Origin of the sequence: Flavobacterium sp. TAB 87 (genome assembly GCF_001529295.1) — a bacterium.
Classification (GTDB): Bacteria; Bacteroidota; Bacteroidia; order Flavobacteriales; family Flavobacteriaceae; genus Flavobacterium.
In genome coordinates this window covers 1-22,355 of record NZ_LLWK01000036.1, presented here as the reverse complement: position 1 = coordinate 22,355, position 22,355 = coordinate 1, and the positions used below count along the sequence as shown (strand labels likewise).

General features: G+C 33.3%; 19 protein-coding genes and 1 pseudogene. 5 read left to right on the top strand and 15 right to left on the bottom strand.

The features are described from left to right. Positions 1-53 precede the first annotated feature (53 nt). From AP058_RS08060 to AP058_RS16995, 5 genes are read right to left on the bottom strand one after another with little or no spacing between them, the layout of a single operon-like run. Positions 54-347 (bottom strand): hypothetical protein, encoded by a 294-nt coding sequence (locus AP058_RS08060; protein ID WP_066308972.1) that lies wholly within the window; start codon positions 345-347, stop codon positions 54-56. A 6-nt stretch (positions 348-353) separates the two neighbouring features. Further along, complete coding sequence (locus AP058_RS16875; RefSeq protein WP_157492656.1) at positions 354-668, bottom strand: hypothetical protein; 315 nt, start codon at positions 666-668, stop codon at positions 354-356. A gap of 12 nt (positions 669-680) precedes the next feature. After that, positions 681-1,154: a hypothetical protein gene (locus AP058_RS16870; RefSeq protein WP_157492655.1), complete on the bottom strand. Its 474-nt coding sequence runs from the start codon at positions 1,152-1,154 to the stop codon at positions 681-683. A 38-nt stretch (positions 1,155-1,192) separates the two neighbouring features. Further along, positions 1,193-2,086, bottom strand: coding sequence for a conjugative transposon protein TraN (gene traN / locus AP058_RS16670; protein ID WP_231739614.1), 894 nt, complete (start codon positions 2,084-2,086; stop codon positions 1,193-1,195). Between the two features lie 27 nt (positions 2,087-2,113). After that, positions 2,114-2,374, bottom strand: coding sequence for a hypothetical protein (locus tag AP058_RS16995; RefSeq protein WP_197413392.1), 261 nt, complete (start codon positions 2,372-2,374; stop codon positions 2,114-2,116). A 318-nt stretch (positions 2,375-2,692) separates the two neighbouring features. On the opposite strand from AP058_RS16995, the gene AP058_RS08040 reads away from it, so the two are divergent. From AP058_RS08040 to AP058_RS08025, 4 genes are read left to right on the top strand one after another with little or no spacing between them, the layout of a single operon-like run. Beyond that, on the top strand, positions 2,693-3,448 hold the full coding sequence (locus tag AP058_RS08040; RefSeq protein WP_066308969.1) for a hypothetical protein: 756 nt from the start codon (positions 2,693-2,695) through the stop codon (positions 3,446-3,448). Position 3,449: 1 nt separating this feature from the next. After that, positions 3,450-3,845, top strand: coding sequence for a DUF5675 family protein (locus AP058_RS08035; RefSeq protein WP_066308963.1), 396 nt, complete (start codon positions 3,450-3,452; stop codon positions 3,843-3,845). 32 nt (positions 3,846-3,877) lie between these two features. Beyond that, on the top strand, positions 3,878-4,105 hold the full coding sequence (locus AP058_RS08030) for a hypothetical protein (RefSeq protein WP_066308962.1): 228 nt from the start codon (positions 3,878-3,880) through the stop codon (positions 4,103-4,105). Then, a complete protein-coding gene (locus tag AP058_RS08025) occupies positions 4,092-4,274 on the top strand; it encodes a hypothetical protein (RefSeq protein WP_066308959.1) in 183 nt (60 codons plus the stop codon). Before AP058_RS08030 ends, AP058_RS08025 begins: the two co-directional genes overlap by 14 nt. Positions 4,275-4,474: 200 nt before the next feature. Here the strand turns inward: AP058_RS08025 and AP058_RS16665 are convergent, their stop codons facing one another. Then, positions 4,475-4,654 (bottom strand): hypothetical protein, encoded by a 180-nt coding sequence (locus AP058_RS16665; RefSeq protein WP_082706611.1) that lies wholly within the window; start codon positions 4,652-4,654, stop codon positions 4,475-4,477. Between the two features lie 328 nt (positions 4,655-4,982). On the opposite strand from AP058_RS16665, the gene AP058_RS08020 reads away from it, so the two are divergent. Next, positions 4,983-6,683, top strand: coding sequence for an AraC family transcriptional regulator (locus AP058_RS08020; RefSeq protein WP_066308956.1), 1,701 nt, complete (start codon positions 4,983-4,985; stop codon positions 6,681-6,683). A gap of 563 nt (positions 6,684-7,246) precedes the next feature. On the opposite strand, the gene AP058_RS08015 is transcribed toward AP058_RS08020, so the two are convergent. The 9 genes and pseudogenes from AP058_RS08015 to AP058_RS07975 form a co-directional block, all read right to left on the bottom strand. Then, positions 7,247-10,213 (bottom strand): type I restriction endonuclease subunit R, encoded by a 2,967-nt coding sequence (locus tag AP058_RS08015; protein ID WP_066308953.1) that lies wholly within the window; start codon positions 10,211-10,213, stop codon positions 7,247-7,249. Positions 10,214-10,268: 55 nt separating this feature from the next. Then, a complete protein-coding gene (locus AP058_RS08010; RefSeq protein ID WP_066308951.1) occupies positions 10,269-11,324 on the bottom strand; it encodes a macro domain-containing protein in 1,056 nt (351 codons plus the stop codon). Positions 11,325-11,326: 2 nt separating this feature from the next. After that, a complete protein-coding gene (locus AP058_RS08005) occupies positions 11,327-11,965 on the bottom strand; it encodes a DUF4433 domain-containing protein (RefSeq protein ID WP_066308948.1) in 639 nt (212 codons plus the stop codon). A gap of 59 nt (positions 11,966-12,024) precedes the next feature. Beyond that, complete coding sequence (locus AP058_RS08000; protein WP_066308945.1) at positions 12,025-15,327, bottom strand: sacsin N-terminal ATP-binding-like domain-containing protein; 3,303 nt, start codon at positions 15,325-15,327, stop codon at positions 12,025-12,027. A 2-nt stretch (positions 15,328-15,329) separates the two neighbouring features. Then, the gene (locus AP058_RS07995) at positions 15,330-16,502 is read right to left on the bottom strand and encodes a restriction endonuclease subunit S (protein ID WP_066308944.1); all 1,173 of its coding nucleotides are present in this window, start codon (positions 16,500-16,502) and stop codon (positions 15,330-15,332) included. A 5-nt stretch (positions 16,503-16,507) separates the two neighbouring features. After that, positions 16,508-17,968: pseudogene (locus AP058_RS07990) on the bottom strand (N-6 DNA methylase). Positions 17,969-17,970: 2 nt separating this feature from the next. Further along, positions 17,971-19,806, bottom strand: a complete 1,836-nt coding sequence (locus AP058_RS07985) for a DUF262 domain-containing protein (protein ID WP_066308942.1) — start codon at positions 19,804-19,806, stop codon at positions 17,971-17,973. Further along, positions 19,806-21,287 carry a class I SAM-dependent DNA methyltransferase gene (locus AP058_RS07980; protein ID WP_066308940.1) on the bottom strand — a complete coding sequence of 494 codons (1,482 nt, stop codon included), beginning with the start codon at positions 21,285-21,287 and terminating at the stop codon, positions 19,806-19,808. Before AP058_RS07980 ends, AP058_RS07985 begins: the two co-directional genes overlap by 1 nt. A gap of 569 nt (positions 21,288-21,856) precedes the next feature. Continuing rightward, on the bottom strand, positions 21,857-22,099 hold the full coding sequence (locus AP058_RS07975; protein ID WP_066308936.1) for a helix-turn-helix domain-containing protein: 243 nt from the start codon (positions 22,097-22,099) through the stop codon (positions 21,857-21,859). Positions 22,100-22,355: the final 256 nt, after the last annotated feature.

The window sequence follows — 22,355 nt, the reverse complement described above, 5'->3', positions numbered from 1 at the left end:
AAAATTAAAAAACTAAAAATTGCATCGCTATATCCAAAACAGTCGCTGATTCCCTAGTCAGTATTGTCCGTAAAATAAATTTTACTCCCTTCATTTTTCTTAAAGGATATTACGTATTTAATGTACCCGTAATCATTAAGATCGTGGAGTATTTTATTGTAGGTTCTTTGTGAGGATACTTTTGCAATGGGCATAACCTCTTTAGCAAACACTTGGATAGGATTAGCAAAACCCCTCTCAACTCTGCTTTGCAACAAAGCCATATATATGGCAATATGTGTGGTACTGATTCGGAAATCATTTTGAATACCTACAAAGAAATTCGAAAAGGAATTTGACTGATCCATAATAAATTAGATTGCTTTCGACTGTTTTTTTCTAGGCTTTTTTTTTGAAGATTCATCCAATGCCACTGCATTTTCTTCCTTTTTATCTTTTTTAAGATCTTTAGCACTTTGCTCCTTTTGACCTTCGCCCACCTTTTGCTCTTTGACTTCTCTGGTACTAATGCGCTTCATACTATCATCATAAACATTCACTGTTTTAAAATGAGGGTTTGCTTCGACGAACTGTTTTACCTCTTCCCCATTGACTTTAAATTTAACAGACTGCATGTTTCCTTTTTTCAAAGATGCTAAAAGACTGTCTTTATAATCGGGTGTTTCCAATTCTTTAATGGCTTATTTAGAGAGTGTTGCCTCCAAATCGTAACCATAATTTTGATGGTACTGTTGCATTTTAAAATTGCCACTGGCATCCGATTCTTTAAAATCCATTTTCAACCATGCATTATACACTTGCCCTTCTGCATTTTTCAAATCTTTATTTACTGCTCTTCCATCCATAAGATTATAGGCCTCTTTCAAGGTGATGTTGTTTTCTTTATTGATGTAAAAATTTTGAGACAAAGCAGTTCCCCCAGCTTCTTTTTTTAAGTCAACTTTATAGGAATTAAAAAAATACATGTCGGTCTGTTCTGATTTTTTAAATTGCAAGGAAGCACTGACTTGATCAGTATTAAACTTTCCAGAATGCTCTAATTGAAAAGTAGGAGTTCCTTCTTTTATTTTTTGCTGCAAGGCATTTTCTAAGCCTGCACCAAAACCAGTGAATTTAATCTGGTCGCGTAAAAATTCGAAATTTTTCTGATTCATAACGTTATAATTTTAGAATTAATAATCTTTTGTAGCACTTACAAGGGAAGAATTTTTGTTAAAGCTCTTCGATTTAATTTAATCGAAACTTGTCTTGTTCCATTCTTTTCCACCAGTTGTATAACTAGATACTTTTTATTAGAAATAGTAAATTTGGGCACCACCACTACCCTATCTATTTCAGATTCACCAGGCACATTGGTAATGGAGTCAAATATTCCGATTGGTATAATTTCTAACTCCTGTGAAGCTGTTCGTTTACTTTTCTTTTGATCACGAATAAAAAAACGCAGTTGATCCACCTCGAAATTGATCATCGAATCGTTAGTCAAATGAAGTCGAAAATAGAATAGCTCATCTTGAATGTAAATCCCCGTTACTTGCAATCCCAAGTCAAATTCTTTGCATTCAAGTCCTTTAAGAAATTTGGTTTTCAATAAACATAAGTTGGCGTTGCGGGCTATTTTACTTTTATTTTCTATCTCTGGCGAAAAAACTACTTCTTGTTTCACTGCAAGTTCAGCAGTTACAACTCGATTAATGTTGGGGTTACTCTCACTAAAATTGACAATAAAACTATAGAGGTTTCCGTCAGCGGTGACAATCGTTAGATTAGTTGGTACAAAATCACTCTCATAAGCTTTTACCAAAAGTATATTTTCAACGCCTTTCGCTTTATCCACCACTATCGCTTCACTGCCTTTATCCACGCTTACAATTGCAAAGGGAAATACCAAACTGGTCGTTTTATTAGTGGCAACACGTAACTCGTTCGAATTTGCCGAAGACATACTTTGTGACATTTTGCCCGCAGCATTTCGCATGGAATCTAGAACCATTCCTGCTCCTTGAGTTGCTTTACTAATCACTATCGTGCTCGAGCCACCAAATACACTGGTTACTTTTTGACCTAAGGCGCCAACATGAACAATATAATTGGCTATAGAGGGAACAGTGAATTACCCAACCATTCCGATAATTATGAAAATGAGATAGGCCATGTCGGTTCTACTGAAAAATGTACTCCCATAATTGTTTACTTGTGAAATATCAATAGTCAACATTTGTTCTTGAATTTTTCCCATAATTCCCCCGAAGATATTCGCCACCGGAAGCCAGAGGTAAATATTAATATACCCAGCAAGCCAAACGGTTAATGTGTGTTGAAATCCATCAAAAACGGCTATTCCAAAAACAAGAGGACCTAATATGGAAAGCACAATGAGTTGAAAAGTACTTCTTCAACTGTTCAATTTCCATGCACTATCCATACACTATCCATGCATTATCCATGCATTATCTATATAACATATTTAGCGCGCTGTAAAAATAAAGGACAATTTGGAGTGACTAAAAGAGGCCTTTTCGGTTATGTTGGTCTGTAATGGTCCTTTCTGAATGTTAGTATTTTGATTTACAGTAAAATAGTTAAAGCTTTGTAGTATAAATCCGCTTTTAGATGCATCGAATTTGGTTTTATACGGTTTGAAGAAATGTACCTAACATTTTAACTTTTATTATTATAACACACAGTAATTATGGCACAGCAAAAGGGAATTATTAAATTAAGAGGTACTATCGGCGATATTACTTTTTATAAGACTAAAGATGGTCATATGGCTAGAGAAAAAGGAGGAGTTGATGCCAAAAGAATTGCTAACGATCCTGCTTTTCAGCGCACACGAGAAAATGGTTCCGAATTTGGAAGAGCGGGTAAAGCAGGAAAAATATTGCGATCGTCAATTCGGTCTTTACTTTTAAATGCAGCAGACAGCAGAATGGTTAGTCGATTGACGCAATCGATGATTAAAGTGATTCAGGCTGACACTACCAGTGTGCGCGGTTTGCGCAATGTTATTGATGGAGAAGCTGAGTTGTTAATTGGCTTCGAATTTAATATTAATAGTACCTTGGACTCTACGATTTACGTGCCTTATCAGGCAAGTATCAACCGTGTCACGGGTGCTATATTACTCGAAATTCCGTCTTTTGTTCCCGCTGATATGATCGTTGCCCCTAGTGGCGCGACCCATTTTAAAATTTTATCTGCTGGAACTGAAATTGATTTTGAATCTGAGACCTTTTTGGAGGCTCATACGGAAACTGCTGTTTTACCGCTAAACAAACTGCCGACGGTAGCCATTACTCATTCTAATATTGTCACTCCCAATAGCACTAAGCCGTTGTTTCTAGTGATGGGTTTAGAATTCTATCAAGAAGTTAATGGTACTATGTATACCTTAAAAAATGGTATGTATAATCCGTTGTCTGTAGTAACCGTTAGCGGTTTATAAGATGGTTCTTATATTGCATCGAACGTATTTTCCAGAAGGAACAAACGGGGTTTTGAGTTGTAACGGAAAGGTCATTTGCCTCACGATAGAATTGCCGTGGAAGCAGAACTGTAAGCGGGTGTCTTGTATTCCTGAAGGTGAATATTTTGTAGAAAAGCGTTACAGTAGCCGTTTTGGGAGGCATTTACAACTATTGGATGTTCCCCAAAGAAACTTGATACTGTTTCATCCTGCTAATAATGCCTTAGCAGAACTACAAGGCTGCATTGCTCCAGTAACCCAAGTCTCGGGAGCTGGTTTAGGGCTAGCGTCAAGAAAGGCTTTTAGTAAGCTTAGCCATCTAGTTTATAAAGAGCTTGATGCTAAAGAGAGTGTTTTATTACTTGTTCAATCTTAATTCCTAGAAGGAATTGTAAAAATATAGAAATTATGACTATTATTAAACGAGCTAAGGCTCCTACTCCTAAATTTTTTAGAATAATTCGAACAATCGGACTTACGTTAGCCACAGTTGGGGGTAGTATTATCGCAGCTCCTGTACTGTTGCCCGTCGCGATCGTCACATTAGGAGGCTATCTAGCCGTTGTTGGTGGCGTACTATCTGCCGTGAGCCAACTGACCACCGACACTAGTATGACAACTGATGCAAACGAGTAATAGTTCTTTTGTAGGAACTGCCAGTGGTACTTTTTTGAGCATTTTACCTAATTTGAATTCAGATGACATTTTGAACACAATTGTCTTGGCTACTTTAGGCGCAATTGTTAGTTTCGGAATGACGATACTACTCAAAAAAATTGCTAGAAAAGGAAAAAAAACAAAGTAGATAGCTTTGGCTACTGTAGTTTGTTTTGAAAGTCCAGACCTTTGGTTTGGACTTTTTTTTGGTATTAAACACTCAATTTATAAAAATAAATTAAGTTAATGATTTTAAAGATCACTATCCAGCAGTAAGATGGATTCCAATATTGCAAAGAAACTGTCTTGCAATATCCTCTCTAATTACCCAATAATTAAAGGCCAAACCTACTCTGAAGGGAGTCCCGTATAGAAACAAAATTCTTCGACACTTATAAACTGGTGCTCTTCTTTGTTTAATGCTCTTTTAATCTCGATTAGCAGTAGTCTGGAGTAGCGGTAGCTTCTACCCGTTATTCGCTGAACATCTTTGGGATACATACAAAGTCGTTTTTGTTCTATTTTCATACCTGCCGTTTATTTAATTGCCTTACCTACTATCTCTCCTCATTATTTAGTCTGCCTCTTCTTGGAGCTTAAATACTGGATTTTTAATTTTTACGTGGACAAAGCTAAATGACAATTGGTACTGGGGCAACAGCAGCTCTGCGGATCTATCGTATTTTAGCTACGGAATTATAACAAATCCTTATTAATTTATTACAGCATAAATTCTTACAATTACTATATTTACATAGCCGTTCGATAAAATTCAAAAGTATCGTTTTGAACTCTTTACTACTGAATACTAGTACGTTTGATCTATGAACCTATTTATTACCCAAATTAACGTATTATGAAAGCCTACTGCTTATTCTACTTTTTCCTATTTTTTATCCTTGCTGCAACTGCTCAAAAAGCTAATACGGTATCCGACTCTTTACAAAACAAGAGCTATTCGTATCTTGATGATAAAGCATACGAATTCAGAAAAGACACCGCAAAAGCTGTAGTCTACTTGCACGCCCATTTAGCCAAAGCGAAAAAGGAACAAAATCGCGAAGAAGAAGTTACTGTTTATCGAAATCTTTTGCATCTGTCTCCCGATCCTTTAAAATTGGTTTACGCCGATAGTATGGTTTATACCGCAAAACAAACAAACGATCCTGCCTTAATCGGGTCTGCTTATTTATCAAAAGGTACTGTCTATTATAGTTTTAAAAAGCAAATCCAAGCTTTGGATTACTATATTATTGCCAATAATTACCTTGCTCAAAGCAACGATACATACTTGATCTATAAATTAAAATACAACATTGCGGCAGTGAAAAACTATCTGGGTTATTATGAGGAGTCCATCTCCTTATTGAAAGACTGTATCTCCTATTTTACGGACGAGCATCCTAGACCTTATTTAAATTCATTGCATGCGTTGGGCTTGAGCTACAACAGAACTGGAAATTATGGACTTTGCTCGGAAACAAATAGTTTAGGACTTGCAGAAAGTCGTAAATTAGATATACAGGAAATGGAAATTTACTTTACCCAATCTGAAGGTATAAACGATTATTGTAAGCAGAATTACACAGCCGCTATAGAAAAAATTGTATCTGTTTCTGACGTACTAAATCAAAACCGCGATTTTGCTACCGAATCCGTAGGCTACGCGTATATCGGAAGAAGTTACTGGCAGTTGCAGTCTTACGAAAAAGCAGTTGCTTATTTTGAGAAAGTAGATCAAATTTTTAATGAAAAAGGATATATCAGTCCTAATTTAAGAGTCGTTTATGAGTTACTGATTGACTACTACAAAAAAAACAAGAATATAAAACTACACTTGTATTATGTAGATCAATTACTCAAAGCCGATACCGTATTGCAGGAAAGTTTTTCTTATTTAGTTAAAAAAATACATAAGGAGTACGATACCAAAGAATTAATTAGCCAACGAGAGCAATTGCAAATCCAACTTGTTCGAAAAGAGAACGCTACAACTGTTTTGAAGATTTTTTCTGTACTGCTTGCGGTCGGTTTACTACTTTTTACGTATCGTCATTTTAAGACTCGGAAGATTTATAAAGAAAAAAAATTTGATGCGTTGTTGACACAACTTAACTCTCTTGAATTTAAAACTAAAACAAAACGGTTCGATGACAAACCAGCCATACTGGATATTAATCCTGAAACTGTTTTAAAGATTCTTGCCCAAATGGATAAATTTGAGAAGGATAAAAAATTTTTAGCAAAAGACTGGACCCTATCCAAATTATCTACTGCTTTTAATTCTAATCCAACCTATTTGTCTGCGATTATTCGTCATTGTAAAGAAAAAAGTTTCAACGAATACATTAACAATTTAAAAATTGAATATGTCATCGAGCTTTTGTATGCTAACAAATACATGCGGAATTTTAAAAATGCTGCGCTGGCTCAAGAAGTAGGTTTTACAAGTACGGAGCGTTTTGTTAAAGCTTTTAAAGCTAGAACTGATATGTCTGTTTCTTATTTTATCGAACAAATTAGAAAAAGCCAATCAGTCACTTTACCTTCCACTTAAATTAAAAATGAAATCACTTATTGAAAAAGGAGTACATAGTAACATATTCTACATCAACTTTTATTTCTGGCAGTATTTTTCGGTGAAAAGCACGTATTATAATTGAAAAACGGGTACTTAATTTCAATATTTAGGTTCTATAGCTGTTTTTTAAAAGTTTAAAATTATCTATTTTACTTGAAAGACAGCTATTATTTACTAATAACAATGTGTTTGAATTTAAAATTATTAACGCTATGCGCATTCAAGTTTCCTTGTATACCAGTTGTGATAAATTGAACTATTTACTTTTGAAATTCAGCAAATTTATAAAATATAAAATTTGATCTGATCCCTTCTCTTAAACTTAAATTCAAAATTGCTTGTACTGTTGCAAGAGTAATATTTATTATAGACACAAAATCAACAGAAGCATACATAAAAATAAATGATTGAATTAACAGGTACTGACCATGAAGAAGAATTCCCTAAACCTAATTTAGAAATTTTTTGATTTGTAATCAAATTAATTTTTATTATTACAGATTCTATTTCAAATACTTTAAATCTCAAATCTTATTTTTTTAATAATATTCTTTTATGTACTCGTAAGCCCTATCAAACAATACTTGTTCCTTATGAAGTTTATACTTCAATAATGCTTGTCGCAATGATCTTTGAACTTCACGCTCACCAGAAGCTGTTTTTTGCCAACCTGGAAAGCGTACTTGACGAACAATGGCATCTATATCAGTGACAATACGTTCTACAACTGCAGGTGTCTGGTCCGTTTTAAGTTCTAAAAACAGTTCAGTCAAGGCTGCTTGAGGTGTTTTCTCAATCAGGCTCAAATCCAGTTCTTTTTCGGCAAGTAAAGTTTCTTTTGCAATTTTACAAAGTTCCTTGATAAATTCAATAGACGAAATTAAACCCTGTTCCGCTTTGTCTCTTAAGGCTTCTAATAGTTCGCTTAACTTTTTAAATTTTGGATTTCCTGCATGCTTTTTAAACCGTTTTGCTAAAGTTTTCTCCAGTTTCTTGACATTTCTAGTATCAGGATTATTGAAGATGTCTTCAATCACATCTGCGTCTAAAATAAATGCATCTAAATGATGTACTTCCCCGACATGAACGTTATCATGAATTAATTTAGTAGTTTGTGCTCCTAATGAAAACCATAACAGTTTACCGATATGATCTGAGGCTGGTCGCACTGATTCAAATACTTGTGAAAGCCAACGATAGTCTTTCTGGTACAAATCTAAAATTCTGTCTGGTGATAGTGATTCCCATAGTTTAGCCAGGTATTTAAAATCTTTTGCAAAAGCATCTTTCTTATCATTTGTATTTATTGCATTCTGAGCTAATTCCAGACCATCAAAGCCTTCTAAATCTCTATTTATTCCTTCAAAATGGGACAGTGAATCTTTCATTGCTTTGGGTAACTCATCCCTTAGCTCAGATAAATTGGTAATAATTGCTTTTACGCTTTCTTCGTCAAACTCTAATGCTTTGGCTGCATCATCAAAAACTCCAAAATAATCTACAATTCTTCCAAACGACTTACCAGGATACAATCTATTCGTTCTACAAATTGCTTGCAATAAAGTATGGTCCTTTATCGATTTGTCCAGATACATCGTTTGCAAAATAGGAGCATCGAAACCAGTAAGTAATTTAGCAGTAACAATAATAAATTGCAAATCTGAATTTGGATTATTGAAGTCATCCACAATTTTTTCTTGTTGACTTTTATCAATTCCCCATTTTTGTTTGAATTCAAAATCGTCGTTCGCTGAAGTGGAGATCACAACTTTACTTGCCTCAGTTGGGAAATATTTATCTAATTCTTCTTTGTACTGCACACAGGCATACCGATCTGGGGTAACGATCATCGCTTTATAGCCTTGTGGTGCTACTTTTTCTTTAAAATGTTGCTCTATATCGGCTACGATTTTTGCAACCCGCTCAGGAGATTTTAAAAATGCCGCCATTTTAGCTGACTTCTTATTTAAGGCATCTGCTTCCTCATCCGTTAGGGCAGCTTCATCTTTAAACAGTTTAAAGGCTTCATCTATTGTTTCTTTATCAACATGTACGTCAACTAATCGAGGCTCAAAATGTAGTGGTAGTGTTGCATTGTCTCTTAATGAATCCTGAAAAGTATATCGTGACATATAACCACCTTGATCTTCTTCGGCACCAAAAGCCCAAAAAGTATTTTTATCGGCTTTATTCACTGGCGTACCTGTCAAACCAAACAAAAATGCATTGGGTAAAGCGGCGCGCATTTGTCGGGCTAAATCTCCTTCTTGGGTTCTATGCGCTTCATCAACCAAAACAATGATATTGTCCCTAGTATTCATATTGGGCTTAGCATCTCTAAACTTATGAATCATCGAAATGATTATTTTACGGGTATCTCGTTCCAATAAAGTTTGTAACTCACTAATGCTATCTGTTGTAATTACGTTGGCGACATCTGCTGCGTTGAAGGTTCCCGTAATTTGAGTATCTAAATCAGTTCTATCTACTAAAACAATAACAGTAGGACTTTTGAGTTCTGGCATTTTACGCAGTTTTTGTGCAGCAAAAACCATCAGTAAAGATTTTCCAGATCCTTGAAAATGCCAAATCAATCCTTTTTTAATTATTCCTTCTTTAACGCGTTCTACTATTTTATTAGCTCCTTCATATTGTTGGAATCGACACAATACTTTGATACGTTGTTTCTTTTTATTGGTTGAAAACAAGGAGAAATTTTGCAGAATATCTAACAACCGAGCTGGATGCATCAAATCTGATAATTCCTTACCTATCTCACTTAATCCTAACCGTTTTGCTAGTGAATCCTCATCATTTTCTAATCGCCATGGTGCCCAAAATTCTAATGGTGTTCGTATCGCTCCATAAAATAATGATTTACCCTCTGTAGCGAAAGAAAGGATGTTTGGAACAAATAATTGTGGAACAGCATTTTCATAAATATCATGAATTTCATGTGCTCCATCCAACCAACTAACTGATGGTCTAATTGGGGTTTTAGCTTCTCCAATAACGACTGGAATACCATTGATTAGCAGAACAATATCTGGAATTTTAGTTTCCCTGTGATGTACTCTAAACTGATTAGTAACAAAATAAGTATTGTTATTTAATTCTTTAAAATCGATCAAACGAACGGGAACATGTCGATTATTTTCTCCAAAAGGCATGGTCTTTTCACCTTGTAACCATTTAAAGAATTCTTCATTAGCTTTTACTAACCCAACTTGATTTACCGAAAGCAGAATGGCTCGCAATTTATAAATCACCTCATCTGCCAACTCGTTTGTAGCTTGGATTTCAGGGTTTAAACGAATTAAGGCTTCTTTGAGTTCACTTTCTAGCAATACTTCATTGACACTTCTTTTTAGGTCGTCTTTTGATTTATACTTCCAGCCGATACCATACTTACTTTGCGGTTCAGAAGCACTATCGCCGTTCAAATTTACACCGCTCAATTGATGAATGATGTAATGTTCTGCACTGTTCAGTTCGTTAAATGACATATAAAGTGATCAAGTATTTAAGAATTTTTAATTTCCAAAAAGGATTGTTGGAATACTAATTTTGCAGTTCAAATAAATTTTCGGAATGATTTTTTAAATGATTATACGCAATTTCGATTTGTTTGTTTTCAAAAAGATTTGCTTTACGATTGCTCCAGGAAGCAATTGATTTTTGAACCGATTCGATTGTCTTTTCTTCGTTAGAATTGCTTACAAAATCTACTGTGGCTAATAATTCTAGTGCAAAAGTTGATTTAAAACCTTGAAGTAGTTTCAAAACATCCTTAATTCGTTGTCTTTGTTCGAAATTTATATTCTTTTTTAGATACTCTTCTACTTCAGAATATTTATCATAATTGAGCCATAAAGATTCAAAAGGCTTGGCTTCATTTTGTTCCATTCCTTGTAGGTAAACTCCATTCAGATGCATCAAAACATGATTCAATTGTACAGTGTAAGGTCCATAATGATGTGCTTCAAACTTCAAACGCAATTTCTCGCCACTTCTTTGTAAAAAATAGGCCAACTTATTAGCAACAAATAAGCTGCTTTGCTCACCCGAAGTTTCGTACTGAAACAGTAAATAAAGTAACATAGCTCTAGCCGTAGTTAACTTCACTTCTTTTACCTGGTTTTCTTTTTGCAACAACGACTTGATTTCGTTATTTGGAGAATAAATATGAATATCACAATTAACATTCGCCAACGCTTCTTCCATCATACTTTTTACACGCTCCCAGTCTAAACCGCCATTTCCACAACCAAGAGGTGGAATAGCAATACTTTTAATATCGTTTTCTATGATGGCTTTTTTCAAGGCCAGCAATCCTGTACTTATATACTCGTATTTTGAATCGGCTTTCCAATGGGCTTTGGTTGGAAAATTGATAATGATTTTTTGGTTTAATAAATCACCTTCTCGAACTACTAAAACTTCACCTGTGTGAAATGTTCCTTGTTTACAAGCTTCTTTATAAATTTTATAATTTTGTGGAAATCTGTTTTTAAATTGCAAAGCGATTCCTTTACCCATCACACCAACAGTGTTAACGGTATTTACTAATGCTTCTGCGTTAGAACTCAATAAATCGCCTTTAATGTATTGTATCATATTTAGTAGTAAAGCTTGCTAGTTTCATCGACAAATACTTTGATATCGATTGCTAATTTAATTAATAAATCCTCAAAATAAACTTTTCTTTCTTCGTTTTTTACAACCAAAGCTGCAATATACTTAGTAGGTACATGATTCCGAATTAAAAACTCAGCTTGTTTATAATCTTGACGAGACAAATTACTTTCGTCATTACTCCATTTTTTTGCTTGAATACAATCCCATTTTAATTTTTCAAAATCCTCTTTTTGCGTATAAAAATTGGCTATTGATATTTTAGCATTTCTATCCGTAAAAACACAGTCTAAACCTGAATTTTCTACATCGTTAAATTTACAAATTATAAAAACAATGTCTTTTTGTGGTAATTGGGATACTCCTTGATAACCATTGTAAATTAAATACAACATTGGCGAATGGCCCGCGAAATAAAAAGGAACATATTCTCCTAAATTCCCCGCATCAGTTAGTGGAATAGGATGTGCATGTCGGTCTTTTATCAATTGACGATTACCGATATTGATATAATCAGGATCCATATTGGGATGCTCCCTACTACACAAGCCATTTTGCAAAATGTACTCCACATTTTGCCAATGCACCATTCGGTAAAGATTTATGATTTCAGGTATTGCCATTTATAAAATTAAAAATCTAAATGTATTGAATAATATTTACAACTAAAAATCCTTATATATTACTCTTTATTTTCAATAAGAATATCCGAGCTACAAGATAACACTTTATTTATATCTACTAATAACTCCTCAAATCCAGAATCACCAATTTCTTCCAAAACCCATTTATAGTCTAAAGATCCTTTAAATTCAGCAAAGTCCATTTTTAAATCTATAAGGCTTTCTGTGTTTGAACTACTTTTAATGGTGTCATAGTTTTCTCCAATTTTACCTAAGTGCTTTCCTGGTTCTTTAAAATATTTTGAATTAGTTTTTATATAATCTTCATCCATTTCATTATTAAATGATCGCTCAACAATCACAATAGAAAAACTATCATTTTCTAATTCTTTTACCGCTCTTTTGGCCTGAGAAACAGCAATATTAATTGGATCTGTGTTTTGATAACGACAGGACTTTAATTCAATATAAAAAGACTTTTTAGTATCAGGATTATAAATTCGAATGTCATAAGCACCGCCACCAGCATGAATTATTTCATTTGTAACTTGATAGCCTTCTAAGGTTTTGATAAATAGCTGCTCTACTTTTGAACCAAGTTCCAGTAAATTACTAAAATCTTTCTTTTTTCTAGCATCTTCTTTTGCAAATGCCATTACGTTTTGAGGAATCCCATTTGGAAATAAATCTACCAAATTATCTATTTGATTTACAAACGCTGTATTATCTATTATTCCTGCAATTTTACTAATGTTCTCGGAGTTTCTTAAAATTTTCATTACATCCTCTCTATTCTCACTATTTTCAATGGTAAGAATATAAAAAATACGACCTGATAGTGTTAACAACTTGCTAGCGTACTTTTTAGTTAGATCCTTTCTAACTTCAGTCCAATTTATTAACTCTAATAAAGCCTCTCTGTTTTCTTCATATGCTTTATTATATTCTATGTTTTCTACTTCATTCACGACTTCATTACCGAGTCTTTCAAAATTTAATGTGTCAGAAACTTTTATTCCTATGCCGTCAGCAATTAATCTTTTAAAATAGTTTTTTTCGGTATTAAACTTAGATAAAATCTGAAGTAACTCTCTATTCAAAGGCTGTTCTTTATAACCATAATTTAATATTTCAGTATAGTTACAAAAAACATTATCACTTTCTCTATTAGGTATTATTTTACCTTCTTTTAAGAATTTAGAATAGTCATTGGTTTTACTATCAAGTAAACTTAAATAATTACTTAACCAAATTGTAACTTCATCTTTTGATTTTTCTAAATCAGTTGCTAAGCTAGATAGACTTGCAATTTTTTCTAATTGATTATTTATTGATTGAATTAATAACCGATGCACTATTTCAAAATTAAATTTTGAAGTATATTCGTTACTAACTAAAGTGTTTTCTATTTTGAATAATGTAGAAGCATTATCTAACAATAATCGCTGGAATGAATCTTCTTTAGAGTTTGGAGCAACTATTGAATGAACGTTTATTAAATGAGTTAATGAATTACTAGTTTTTATAAAATCCACTTTTAAAAAATGTGAATTTATAGCACTATTTAAATCACTCATACTCTTGGACTGGTGCGCTTCTTTAAGAATATCAACCTCTCTATGAATAAGATCTTTGTACCAATCTTCTCCTAACTCCAATAATAATTTTAAAAACGGATTTGGTAAGTACGCATTATCATCATTTGATATTTTCTCAGCCCAAAGTGTTGGTAATTTTCTAAATAAACCATTATGATTTGGAACTAACTTATAAGAATTATGTAAAGCAGTTTGATCTAAATCTTCGATTGCTTTATATAACTTGTTTAGCCAAGTATATACATTTACAGAAGATGTAAAATCTATTGTGTTTTCTAATTTATTAATATCATTGACGAGTTCTTGTAAACCATAACTTAAATCTAAACCCCAAGTATGCATTTGGTTTTCTGGACCTAAAAAATGAATCCAACTTTCTTGTTCTTGCATAACAGGAACTTTAGCTGTTCCTAAATAATCTGTTATTAAACTTCTAAGTTCTGGATAATCATGTTCATGTGTAGTTGGAAATCTAACAGCAGATAATGCGCATGTTTCGCTACCGTGACCAACAATATTTTTATGTATTATTTGTTGTCGGTATTTAGATTGAACATTCTCAATATACCATTCTTTTGAATTATGCTCCGAATCATCTGCATCAAAATTATAATCAGGTAAATTACTCAAACAAATAGAAAATAAGCTCTTTGCACTTTTCGAAACCAAATAATCTACAAACTCCAGAGAATACTTAATCGCATCTTCAAGTAATTTTTTATTATGATTTACCTTGTCCGAATTCCCGTTTAAATACAAGCTATCTCTTCTTTCAGTTGGATTAAACGTTTTACCATTTAAAATAAAAGGGAAATAAAATTTTTCTGTCCCAATAAGAGGAAAATCTCTATATAAAAAGGGTTGGTTATTGTTTACAGGAACTAATTGATAACTTTCAAATTCTATAACTTCTACTAACAATTCAATTTCTTCCGTAGACTTGACTATAAAGTTTTTGTAAACAGGCGAGGAACTGTCATTTTCATCTAATATAGAAATGCATACTTCATCGTATTCATTCTCTTCACTTCTCGGTTTTTCTATTTTATAGAGGTATTGTGTATTATCAACATTGTTCTGAATGCGAACTTGTTTAATATCTTGTAAAAAAACGAGTGAAATGGGTAAGGATTCAATTAAATCATTAATCCCAACTTCAGCCGTTTTAAACGATTCCTCATTTAAAGCATATTTAAATTTATTGAAGTAATCATTTTCAGTCCTCGACGCTTCGTAATCAGGATAAGAATTGAATTTTGGACTTTCATCTATATTATTTAATTCTATTAATGCGTTTTCAATAGGAATCATTAGGTCTTCAGAAGTTTTTCCTGAGCGGTCTAATTCAAAAGCAAACTTCATTGCTACTTCTTCAGATTCTTGTAAAACCCCATCAATCGTAATAACATCTGATAATAAATGGGTTGCTATAAAACCTGTTCCAAATTTACCTGTAACTTTTGTGTTTTGGTTTGCTGAGTGTTTTGAGCTTACTTGTTGTACTAAACCCGTTAAATTATCAATAGTAAAGGCATTACCATTGTGTCCAAAAATCAGCTCATTTTGATTTAAAGTTATTTCTACTGAAACTTGTCCAAAAATATTAGGAACGTCTTTTGCATTTTGCATTAATTCCCAAATCCAACGTCTTTTAGATTTTTTTCCTTCCTCTCTTAATTCGTCTAATTTCTCAATAATTTTATCAGCCGAAAGTTTTACATTATTCTTAGAAATACTACTGTTTACTACGTTTTGATATGCCATAACTAAAACACTTGATTTATTAAACTTTTTTGGACAGATTGTGCAGCTTGGATTTTTGATTCAATATTTGAAATAGATTCTTCAAATTTTCTCAATTTCAGTACTATATTATTTTGGATTACAATACTGTATTTTGGAAATTTTATTTTTTTCATTCCGTTTAAGTCTAAATGCAATACCGTTGTTCCAGGAGAATATGCAAATAGTATCCAATGAACCCAATTAGCTTTAAGTACATAATATAAATAGTCACGTGAAAGACTTGTTTCAGATATTTCTATTGCTACTAAATCCATTGTGAATAGCATTCTCTTATCCTGATAAATAGATGGATGTAGTGGATAACCAACTACTCTTCCTTCTCTAGTTATATCAGTACAAGCAATAATTAGATCATCATTTTTAGCAAAATGTTCTTCTTTATATGGTCCTTCATAATATTTTATACCTTCTCTATTAAATCCTCCACCTCTTTCGATAGATTTAAGATTTAATAAAGGAATTCCATTTATTTCATTCGAATAATCATCACTTTTATATGTAACACCTTTTCTAGTTTTAATTACATTTCCTAAAACCCATTTTTCACTTGTGTTTCTGGGTACTGAATGTTCAATTTCTAATTGGTAAGATACTTTTAAACTCTCTAAAACCACTTTCTCCTTCTCAATCACTTCATCCATAGCCCAAAGTAATTCGGCTAGTTTTGCTTGTTGGTCTTTGGGAGGCAGAAGAAATTCGTAATTGGCCAAATCAACAAATTTCACTCTTGGTGAAAGCCCACCAGCTGAGTGCTTTATTGCATAATCAAAAAACTTATCGTTGTTGACCACAAAAGGAAGTAATTCAGGAAGCAGATTGGCTTTGGCTCTAAAGACTGTAATATCACCAGAACAAATTCCATCAAACTCTGCTTGAGCAGCTTTTTTCAAATAAGCTCTTCTTCGTCCAAAAAGGACATCACCTTTGCTAAACTTTTTTGTAAATGTGGTACTTTCTGCAATGCTAGCCGATTTTCTTAAATGAATATCTCCAGCATCGATATGTTCCAAACCTACTACATGCTGAACATTTTCGGCAACAGCATCTTTCATACTTTCCTTTGGTTCAAAAACAACATCACCAAATTTTACTGACTTCCAGTTTGTTTTATCTATTTTTAAATCTTTATTCATTATTTTTAAAGAGTTTGAAAAAGTTCATTCATAGCATTTTTTAAGTCTAATGAAGTGTCTTCCCAATTTTTATAAACATCTTCAAAAAGTTCTGTTTTTTGAGAACTCAATTCATTGGTTCGAACATATAAGCTAATAGACATATTGCCTTTATTAGCAATTATATCTGAACACTTTTTTACAACAGTAAAGGCTTCAATATCAGTAAATGATTTATAGGCTTCAAAAATAGAATCAATATGATTTGGTTCTAAAAACGACATTGTTTTCTCTTGTTTTACTTTGTCAACCGCATTGATAAAGAGAATTTTACCTTTTTTATGTTTCGGTTTATTGTTATTGGTAATCAACAAACAAGCTTCCATCGGAGAATTGTAAAACAAATTAGGTCCTAAACCAATCACACATTCGACAAAATCTTGCTCAATCATACTACGGCGCATTTATGCTTCAGAATCTCGAAACAAAATTCCGTGAGGCCATAGCGAAATAGAACGACCGTTTTTTAAATGCAAACTCTTTTGTATGTGTTGCTGAAAAGCATAATCGGCACACCCTTGCGGTGGTGTTCCCCAAAGGTTACGGCCGTAAGGATCGGTTTCAAAACTTTTTCTGTCCCATGATTTTATAGAATACGGAGGATTGGCTAAAATGACATTGAACTTTTTTAATTCGTCGTTTTCTAACAGTCCTGGTTGCGCCAAGGTATCGCCACGTACAATATCAAATTCCTCGATTCCGTGCATAAACATGTTCATACGTGCAATAGCCGAGGTAATGAGGTTTATTTCTTGTCCGTACAATTTAAGCGTTCGGTATTCTTTACCTTCTTCTTTGAGGTGTAAAGCGCAATTCAATAACAAACCACCAGAGCCACAAGTAGGATCGTAGACGCTCTCGCCTGGTTGCGGGTCCATAATCATGGTCATTAGTTTTACAACGGTCCTGTTGGTGTAAAACTCGGCTGCGGTGTGGCCGCTATCGTCTGCAAACTCTTTAATCAGGTATTCGTAAGCATTTCCTAATTGATCATCAGGAACGTTCTTTAGGTTGAGTGTGTGTTGCGAAAAATGCTCCACCAAGTTCACCAAAGTAGCGTCTGAAAGTCGGTCTTTGTTGGTCCAACTGGCATCGCCAAAAATCCCAAACAAAGTTTCGGGATTGGCTTTTTCAATTTCGCGCATCGCTTCTTGAATTGCTACTCCTACATTAACGGTAGTTTCACGAACGGTTTTCCAATGTGCTTTTTCGGGCACCAAGAAATGATGGTGTTCGGCAAAAGAGGCGTATTCTAAATCGCCATTACTTTCTTGTAATGCTTTTTCGAACTCTTCGTCATACACATCACAAATGCGCTTGAAAAAAAGCAGCGGAAATATATATTGTTTGTAATCTCCAGCGTCTATGGTACCACGCAATGCGGTTGCCGCACCCCAGAGGTATTTTTCTAGTTGTTGTTGGGTCATGGTTATTCTTCTAGCAATTCTAAAACATCAATTTCTGCATCAACATCTGTACCTTTCGAAATGACCATTTTTGGGACGTTCAAAATAGTCATCAATTTTTCTTTAAGAAGTTCTTTTCTTTTATTAAAAAAGTTCATAAAGTTCACTAATTCTAAATTCTCATCTTCAGGGAAGAAGTGTAATAATTTATAGCTATTTTGTTTTTCGTCAGATGGATGGGTTTGTTTTAACCACTCATTTAATGGTTTGGCACTTTTTTGTATGTTAACAATAGCTTCAATCAATTGAAGATTTGGCAAAGAATTAAAATTATTTATAAATTCCTCTCTATCCTCTTTCAGCACGATGCCCATCTTTTCTAAACCTTTATTATTGAAGAAAGACTTCGGATGAATATGATCTTGGTGAAAAGTATAGTCGTGATTTAAAGGATATAATAATCCTAAAACCATAAATGCAAAAGATGATCCATATTGTGTAGTCAGAAGGTGTTCTATGTTCGATTCTTGAAATTCTAAAGACTTATTAGTTCCCTTATACTTATCAATTAAGATCTGTAGTGGAAATGTGCCTATATTCTCAGAAATAATAGTTCTGTATGTAGGATATAAATTATCAGGAGAACCTCCAAAAATTTTCTTTAACAACGCTCTAATAAGCCATTCTTTGATTAGAGCCCTATTTTTGCCTTGGCTTGCATGATGTAATATTTCTTCTCCTATGTTATTTTTATTTAAAAAATAAGCGATGGGAACAATTGCATTAGTAGCAGTTAAAGTCTGACCTGAAAAACCAAAATGATTTATTAATTTTACTGAAATTAATAATGATTTTGAAATATTATCCCATTCATTTTCAATTTTCGCCATGTTTTCTGTACTGAAATTATCTACACGAAAACGAATGTCTTTCAAATCTGTCAAAACTAAGCAAGATTTAAGGACAAGATCTTTATTGAAATTAAATTTATTACCAACTGCATTTATTTTGTCTACAAAAGAATGAATTATTACTCTAGCATCTTTTTTCTTCCATTGAGCAGTAGCTATCGATAATAACAAATCTGAGTAACTTAATTTAGTTCCACCACTATTAATTCGAATAAAAATATGAAGTACTTTATCTAATTGCTCACTTTTTTCGAGATAGAAATTAATAGATTCTTGCTCATTTACAACTTGATACAACTTTGTAAGGGTTGTTGAGGCATAAATAGTTTGCTCTGATGTTCTCCTTGATGTATCTGTTAACCCATTATTCATAAGATAGCTCATGATATCCATCATATTTGTAAAGTCTAAAATGTCACCTGCTTTAAACCAATGAAAATCATTTGGATACTTAACTTTAAATAGTTCTATTTCATGGTCACTCAAAAAACGAAAATCAAATTCCTTATCACTGTCTTCAGAATTTTTAAGCAAATTTATATATAGTTTTTTAGCAGGAAATGCATCATCATTTTTCCAACCGTATCTCGGTAATTTTCTAGCATCACTACCTTTTAATCCAATATACAAAGAAGTAAGTCTCTGTTGGCCATCTAGAATAGCCATTCTATCTTTAGAACCACTTAATTCAGCTTGTTCATTATGCGTTCTATCTCTTTCATGATAGTTTGAAAGAAAACGGTAGAATTTGAACTTACTTAAATTTTCCGCTTTAACTTTCCAGAAAAGGAAAGTACTTATTGGATAATCTCTCATTATAGAGTCAAAAAGTAATTCTATTTGATTTGGAGTCCAGACAAATTCTCTTTGAATTGATGGAAGAATAAATTCTTGTTCTTGTATAGCTTCAATTGCTTCTCTAATCTTAATTGGTTTCTCGTATGCCATTATATAAATGTTTTTAAAATCGTTTTAAATTTTTCTTCTGCAATTAAACTATCTTCCCAAGCTGCTTTCAAATCAACCAATGCTTCTTCAACTGAAGGAAGATTGTCTTCAATGATTTTCTCCACGTACAAAGGGATATTCAGGTTGAAATCATTCTCTTTGATGTCTTTTGTAGCGACCACTTTTACATGGTTTTCGACATCTTCATAATCATTATACCAATCAAAAATTTGGTTTACATGTTCTGGCTCCAAGTAATTTTGAGCTCTACCCACACGAACTTGGTTGGCTGCATCAATAAAAACTACTTTATTCTTTTTTTGTACTTCCTTTTGTTGTTTAAAGACCATGACACAAGCGGCCAATTGCGTTCCGTAAAATATATTGGGACCAATACCAATAACGGCTTCTAGTAAATCTTGCTTTAACAGTTCTTCTCTAATTCTACCTTCGGCACCTTTGCGAAACAAAGCACCATGTGGCAAAACCACTGTCATTCGTCCAGTGGCATTCATAGACTTGATCATGTGTTGCACCCAAGCCATGTCGCCGTTTCCTTGTGGTGGCACTCCTGCAATATTTCGACCATAGGGATCATTTATCCATAAATCAGCACCCCAATCCTTTAATGAAAAAGGAGGATTTGCAATGACACAGTCAAAAGTTTTCAATCCATCAGCTTCAAAAAAAGCAGGATTGCGCAAGGTGTCTCCACGAGAGATTTGAAAATCTTCGATACCGTGCAAGAACATATTCATACGAGCAATAGAGCTCGACGTAAGGTTTTTTTCTTGTCCAAATAGTTTCAAGGTTCTATAATCTTCTTTGTTGTGTTTCAAATTGTCCACACACTCCAAGAGCATTCCACCTGTACCGCAAGCGGGATCATAAATACTTTCTCCCTCGTGAGGATCGAGTATCAATCCTAATAAATGAACTACGGAACGAGGCGTATAAAATTCACCCGCTTTTTTATTGGTTAAATCCGCAAAGTGCTTAATTAAGTATTCATAGGCTTGTCCTAAAATATCAGGATCTACCATTGAGTTGGATAAAGAATATTGCGAGAAATGCTCAATCAGATCCGTTAGTAACCTATCAGAAAGTTTGTTTTTATTGCTCCACTGAGCATCACCAAAAATCCCATATAGATGCTCTTGATTGGCTTGTTCAATTCCGCGTAAAGCTTTTTCAATTGCTATACCTACATTGGTAGTAGTTTCCCGAACATCGTTCCAATGACATCCTTCAGGAATATTAAATCTGTGAAATTCGGGTAAAAGGGCATATTCTGTATCTCCTTCTGATTCTTCAAATGCTTGTTGATATTCTTCATCAAAAACATCCGAAAGTCTTTTGAAAAATAATAAAGGAAAAATATAAATTTTAAAATCAGAGGCATCAACAGGGCCTTTAAGTATCCAAGCGGCTCGTGAGAGGTATTGCTCTAGTTGTGAGAGGGTTATTTTAGTGGTCGTCATTTTATGTTTATGAACATTCAAGTATCACACAAACATACGAAAACCAATACAAATTGATACAATTTGCACTCTGTTATTTGTTGTCTAAAATTGCCATGATAAACATAATTAATCTTTAGCTATTTCCACTCATTTCAATTTGAAAACCGTGTCACTATATACTTTTTTATCTTTTCAATCAATTCCAAATGGAAGTAAATTAAACATTTGTCTCAACCACGACCGAACTCATTTTCCGTATCACTCCTCAATTTTAGTTGCAGAAATATCTATAGTAATAATCTATAAATTACCTAATTTAATAAATTGCTCGTAACGCGTAGGATGGTTTTCTAACATTGCTAACAGTCTTCAATGAAATATTTGATTACTGCTTGGATCTTATAGCGTCAAAAAATAACCAAAAATTAGGTTTTGTTTCAGCCAATATTAGTTGTATTAGGTTTGATTTTCATAACCAAATTTCGAAATTTTGCACGAAATAATTTTAGTTTTTTTCTAATTAGATTTTAAATTATTATAAGTTGCAAATTTGACAACATTAGAATTCGTATATAAAAATTATATTTCTAGTTTTTATTTAAATCTATAGAATAATCTAATAATCTTTTTGGATCCACTCCTAGACCTTTGGCTAATTCTAAAAAGGTGGTAAAAGCTAAGTTTCTATTACCGTTTTCAATTTCACTAATGTTACTTTTAGTCAAATTGCTATGCGTTGCAACAAAGTCTTGACTAAGCCCTAATCCCTTTCGAACACCGCGAAGGTGTTTTCCAAATTGGATTAATCTTTTATCTTTTTCTTTGCCCATCGTACAAAATGAATGAAATTAATTTTATAAAAAGTTATAAGAACTTATAACAAATTAGATTTATTTGTTATATTTGTATTGTTAATTTGTCATTTTAAACAGTTGACAACTTGATAGATAATAACATTTTGCGATTCTTCAATTTGAAAGTGAAGCATTCGCTTAGAATCTCGTATCAGAAAACTGGTAATTTTATAGGAACGAGAAGATAAGTACGATGCTCACGTCTTAAGGCGTGGGCTCACTTATTGTTCCC

What these genes read in the sequence shown, in the direction of transcription:
- AP058_RS08025 (WP_066308959.1), top strand. Translation starts at nt 4,092, where the DNA reads ATGCAAACGAGTAATAGTTCTTTTGTAGGAACTGCCAGTGGTACTTTT.
- AP058_RS08000 (WP_066308945.1), bottom strand. Translation starts at nt 15,327, where the DNA reads ATGGCATATCAAAACGTAGTAAACAGTAGTATTTCTAAGAATAATGTA.
- AP058_RS08005 (WP_066308948.1), bottom strand. Translation starts at nt 11,965, where the DNA reads ATGGCAATACCTGAAATCATAAATCTTTACCGAATGGTGCATTGGCAA.
- AP058_RS08015 (WP_066308953.1), bottom strand. Translation starts at nt 10,213, where the DNA reads ATGTCATTTAACGAACTGAACAGTGCAGAACATTACATCATTCATCAA.
- AP058_RS08040 (WP_066308969.1), top strand. Translation starts at nt 2,693, where the DNA reads ATGGCACAGCAAAAGGGAATTATTAAATTAAGAGGTACTATCGGCGAT.
- AP058_RS07975 (WP_066308936.1), bottom strand. Translation starts at nt 22,099, where the DNA reads ATGGGCAAAGAAAAAGATAAAAGATTAATCCAATTTGGAAAACACCTT.
- AP058_RS08035 (WP_066308963.1), top strand. Translation starts at nt 3,450, where the DNA reads ATGGTTCTTATATTGCATCGAACGTATTTTCCAGAAGGAACAAACGGG.
- AP058_RS08030 (WP_066308962.1), top strand. Translation starts at nt 3,878, where the DNA reads ATGACTATTATTAAACGAGCTAAGGCTCCTACTCCTAAATTTTTTAGA.
- AP058_RS08060 (WP_066308972.1), bottom strand. Translation starts at nt 347, where the DNA reads ATGGATCAGTCAAATTCCTTTTCGAATTTCTTTGTAGGTATTCAAAAT.
- AP058_RS16870 (WP_157492655.1), bottom strand. Translation starts at nt 1,154, where the DNA reads ATGAATCAGAAAAATTTCGAATTTTTACGCGACCAGATTAAATTCACT.
- AP058_RS16665 (WP_082706611.1), bottom strand. Translation starts at nt 4,654, where the DNA reads ATGAAAATAGAACAAAAACGACTTTGTATGTATCCCAAAGATGTTCAG.
- AP058_RS07980 (WP_066308940.1), bottom strand. Translation starts at nt 21,287, where the DNA reads ATGACGACCACTAAAATAACCCTCTCACAACTAGAGCAATACCTCTCA.
- AP058_RS07995 (WP_066308944.1), bottom strand. Translation starts at nt 16,502, where the DNA reads ATGAATAAAGATTTAAAAATAGATAAAACAAACTGGAAGTCAGTAAAA.
- AP058_RS08010 (WP_066308951.1), bottom strand. Translation starts at nt 11,324, where the DNA reads ATGATACAATACATTAAAGGCGATTTATTGAGTTCTAACGCAGAAGCA.
- AP058_RS07985 (WP_066308942.1), bottom strand. Translation starts at nt 19,806, where the DNA reads ATGGCATACGAGAAACCAATTAAGATTAGAGAAGCAATTGAAGCTATA.
- AP058_RS08020 (WP_066308956.1), top strand. Translation starts at nt 4,983, where the DNA reads ATGAAAGCCTACTGCTTATTCTACTTTTTCCTATTTTTTATCCTTGCT.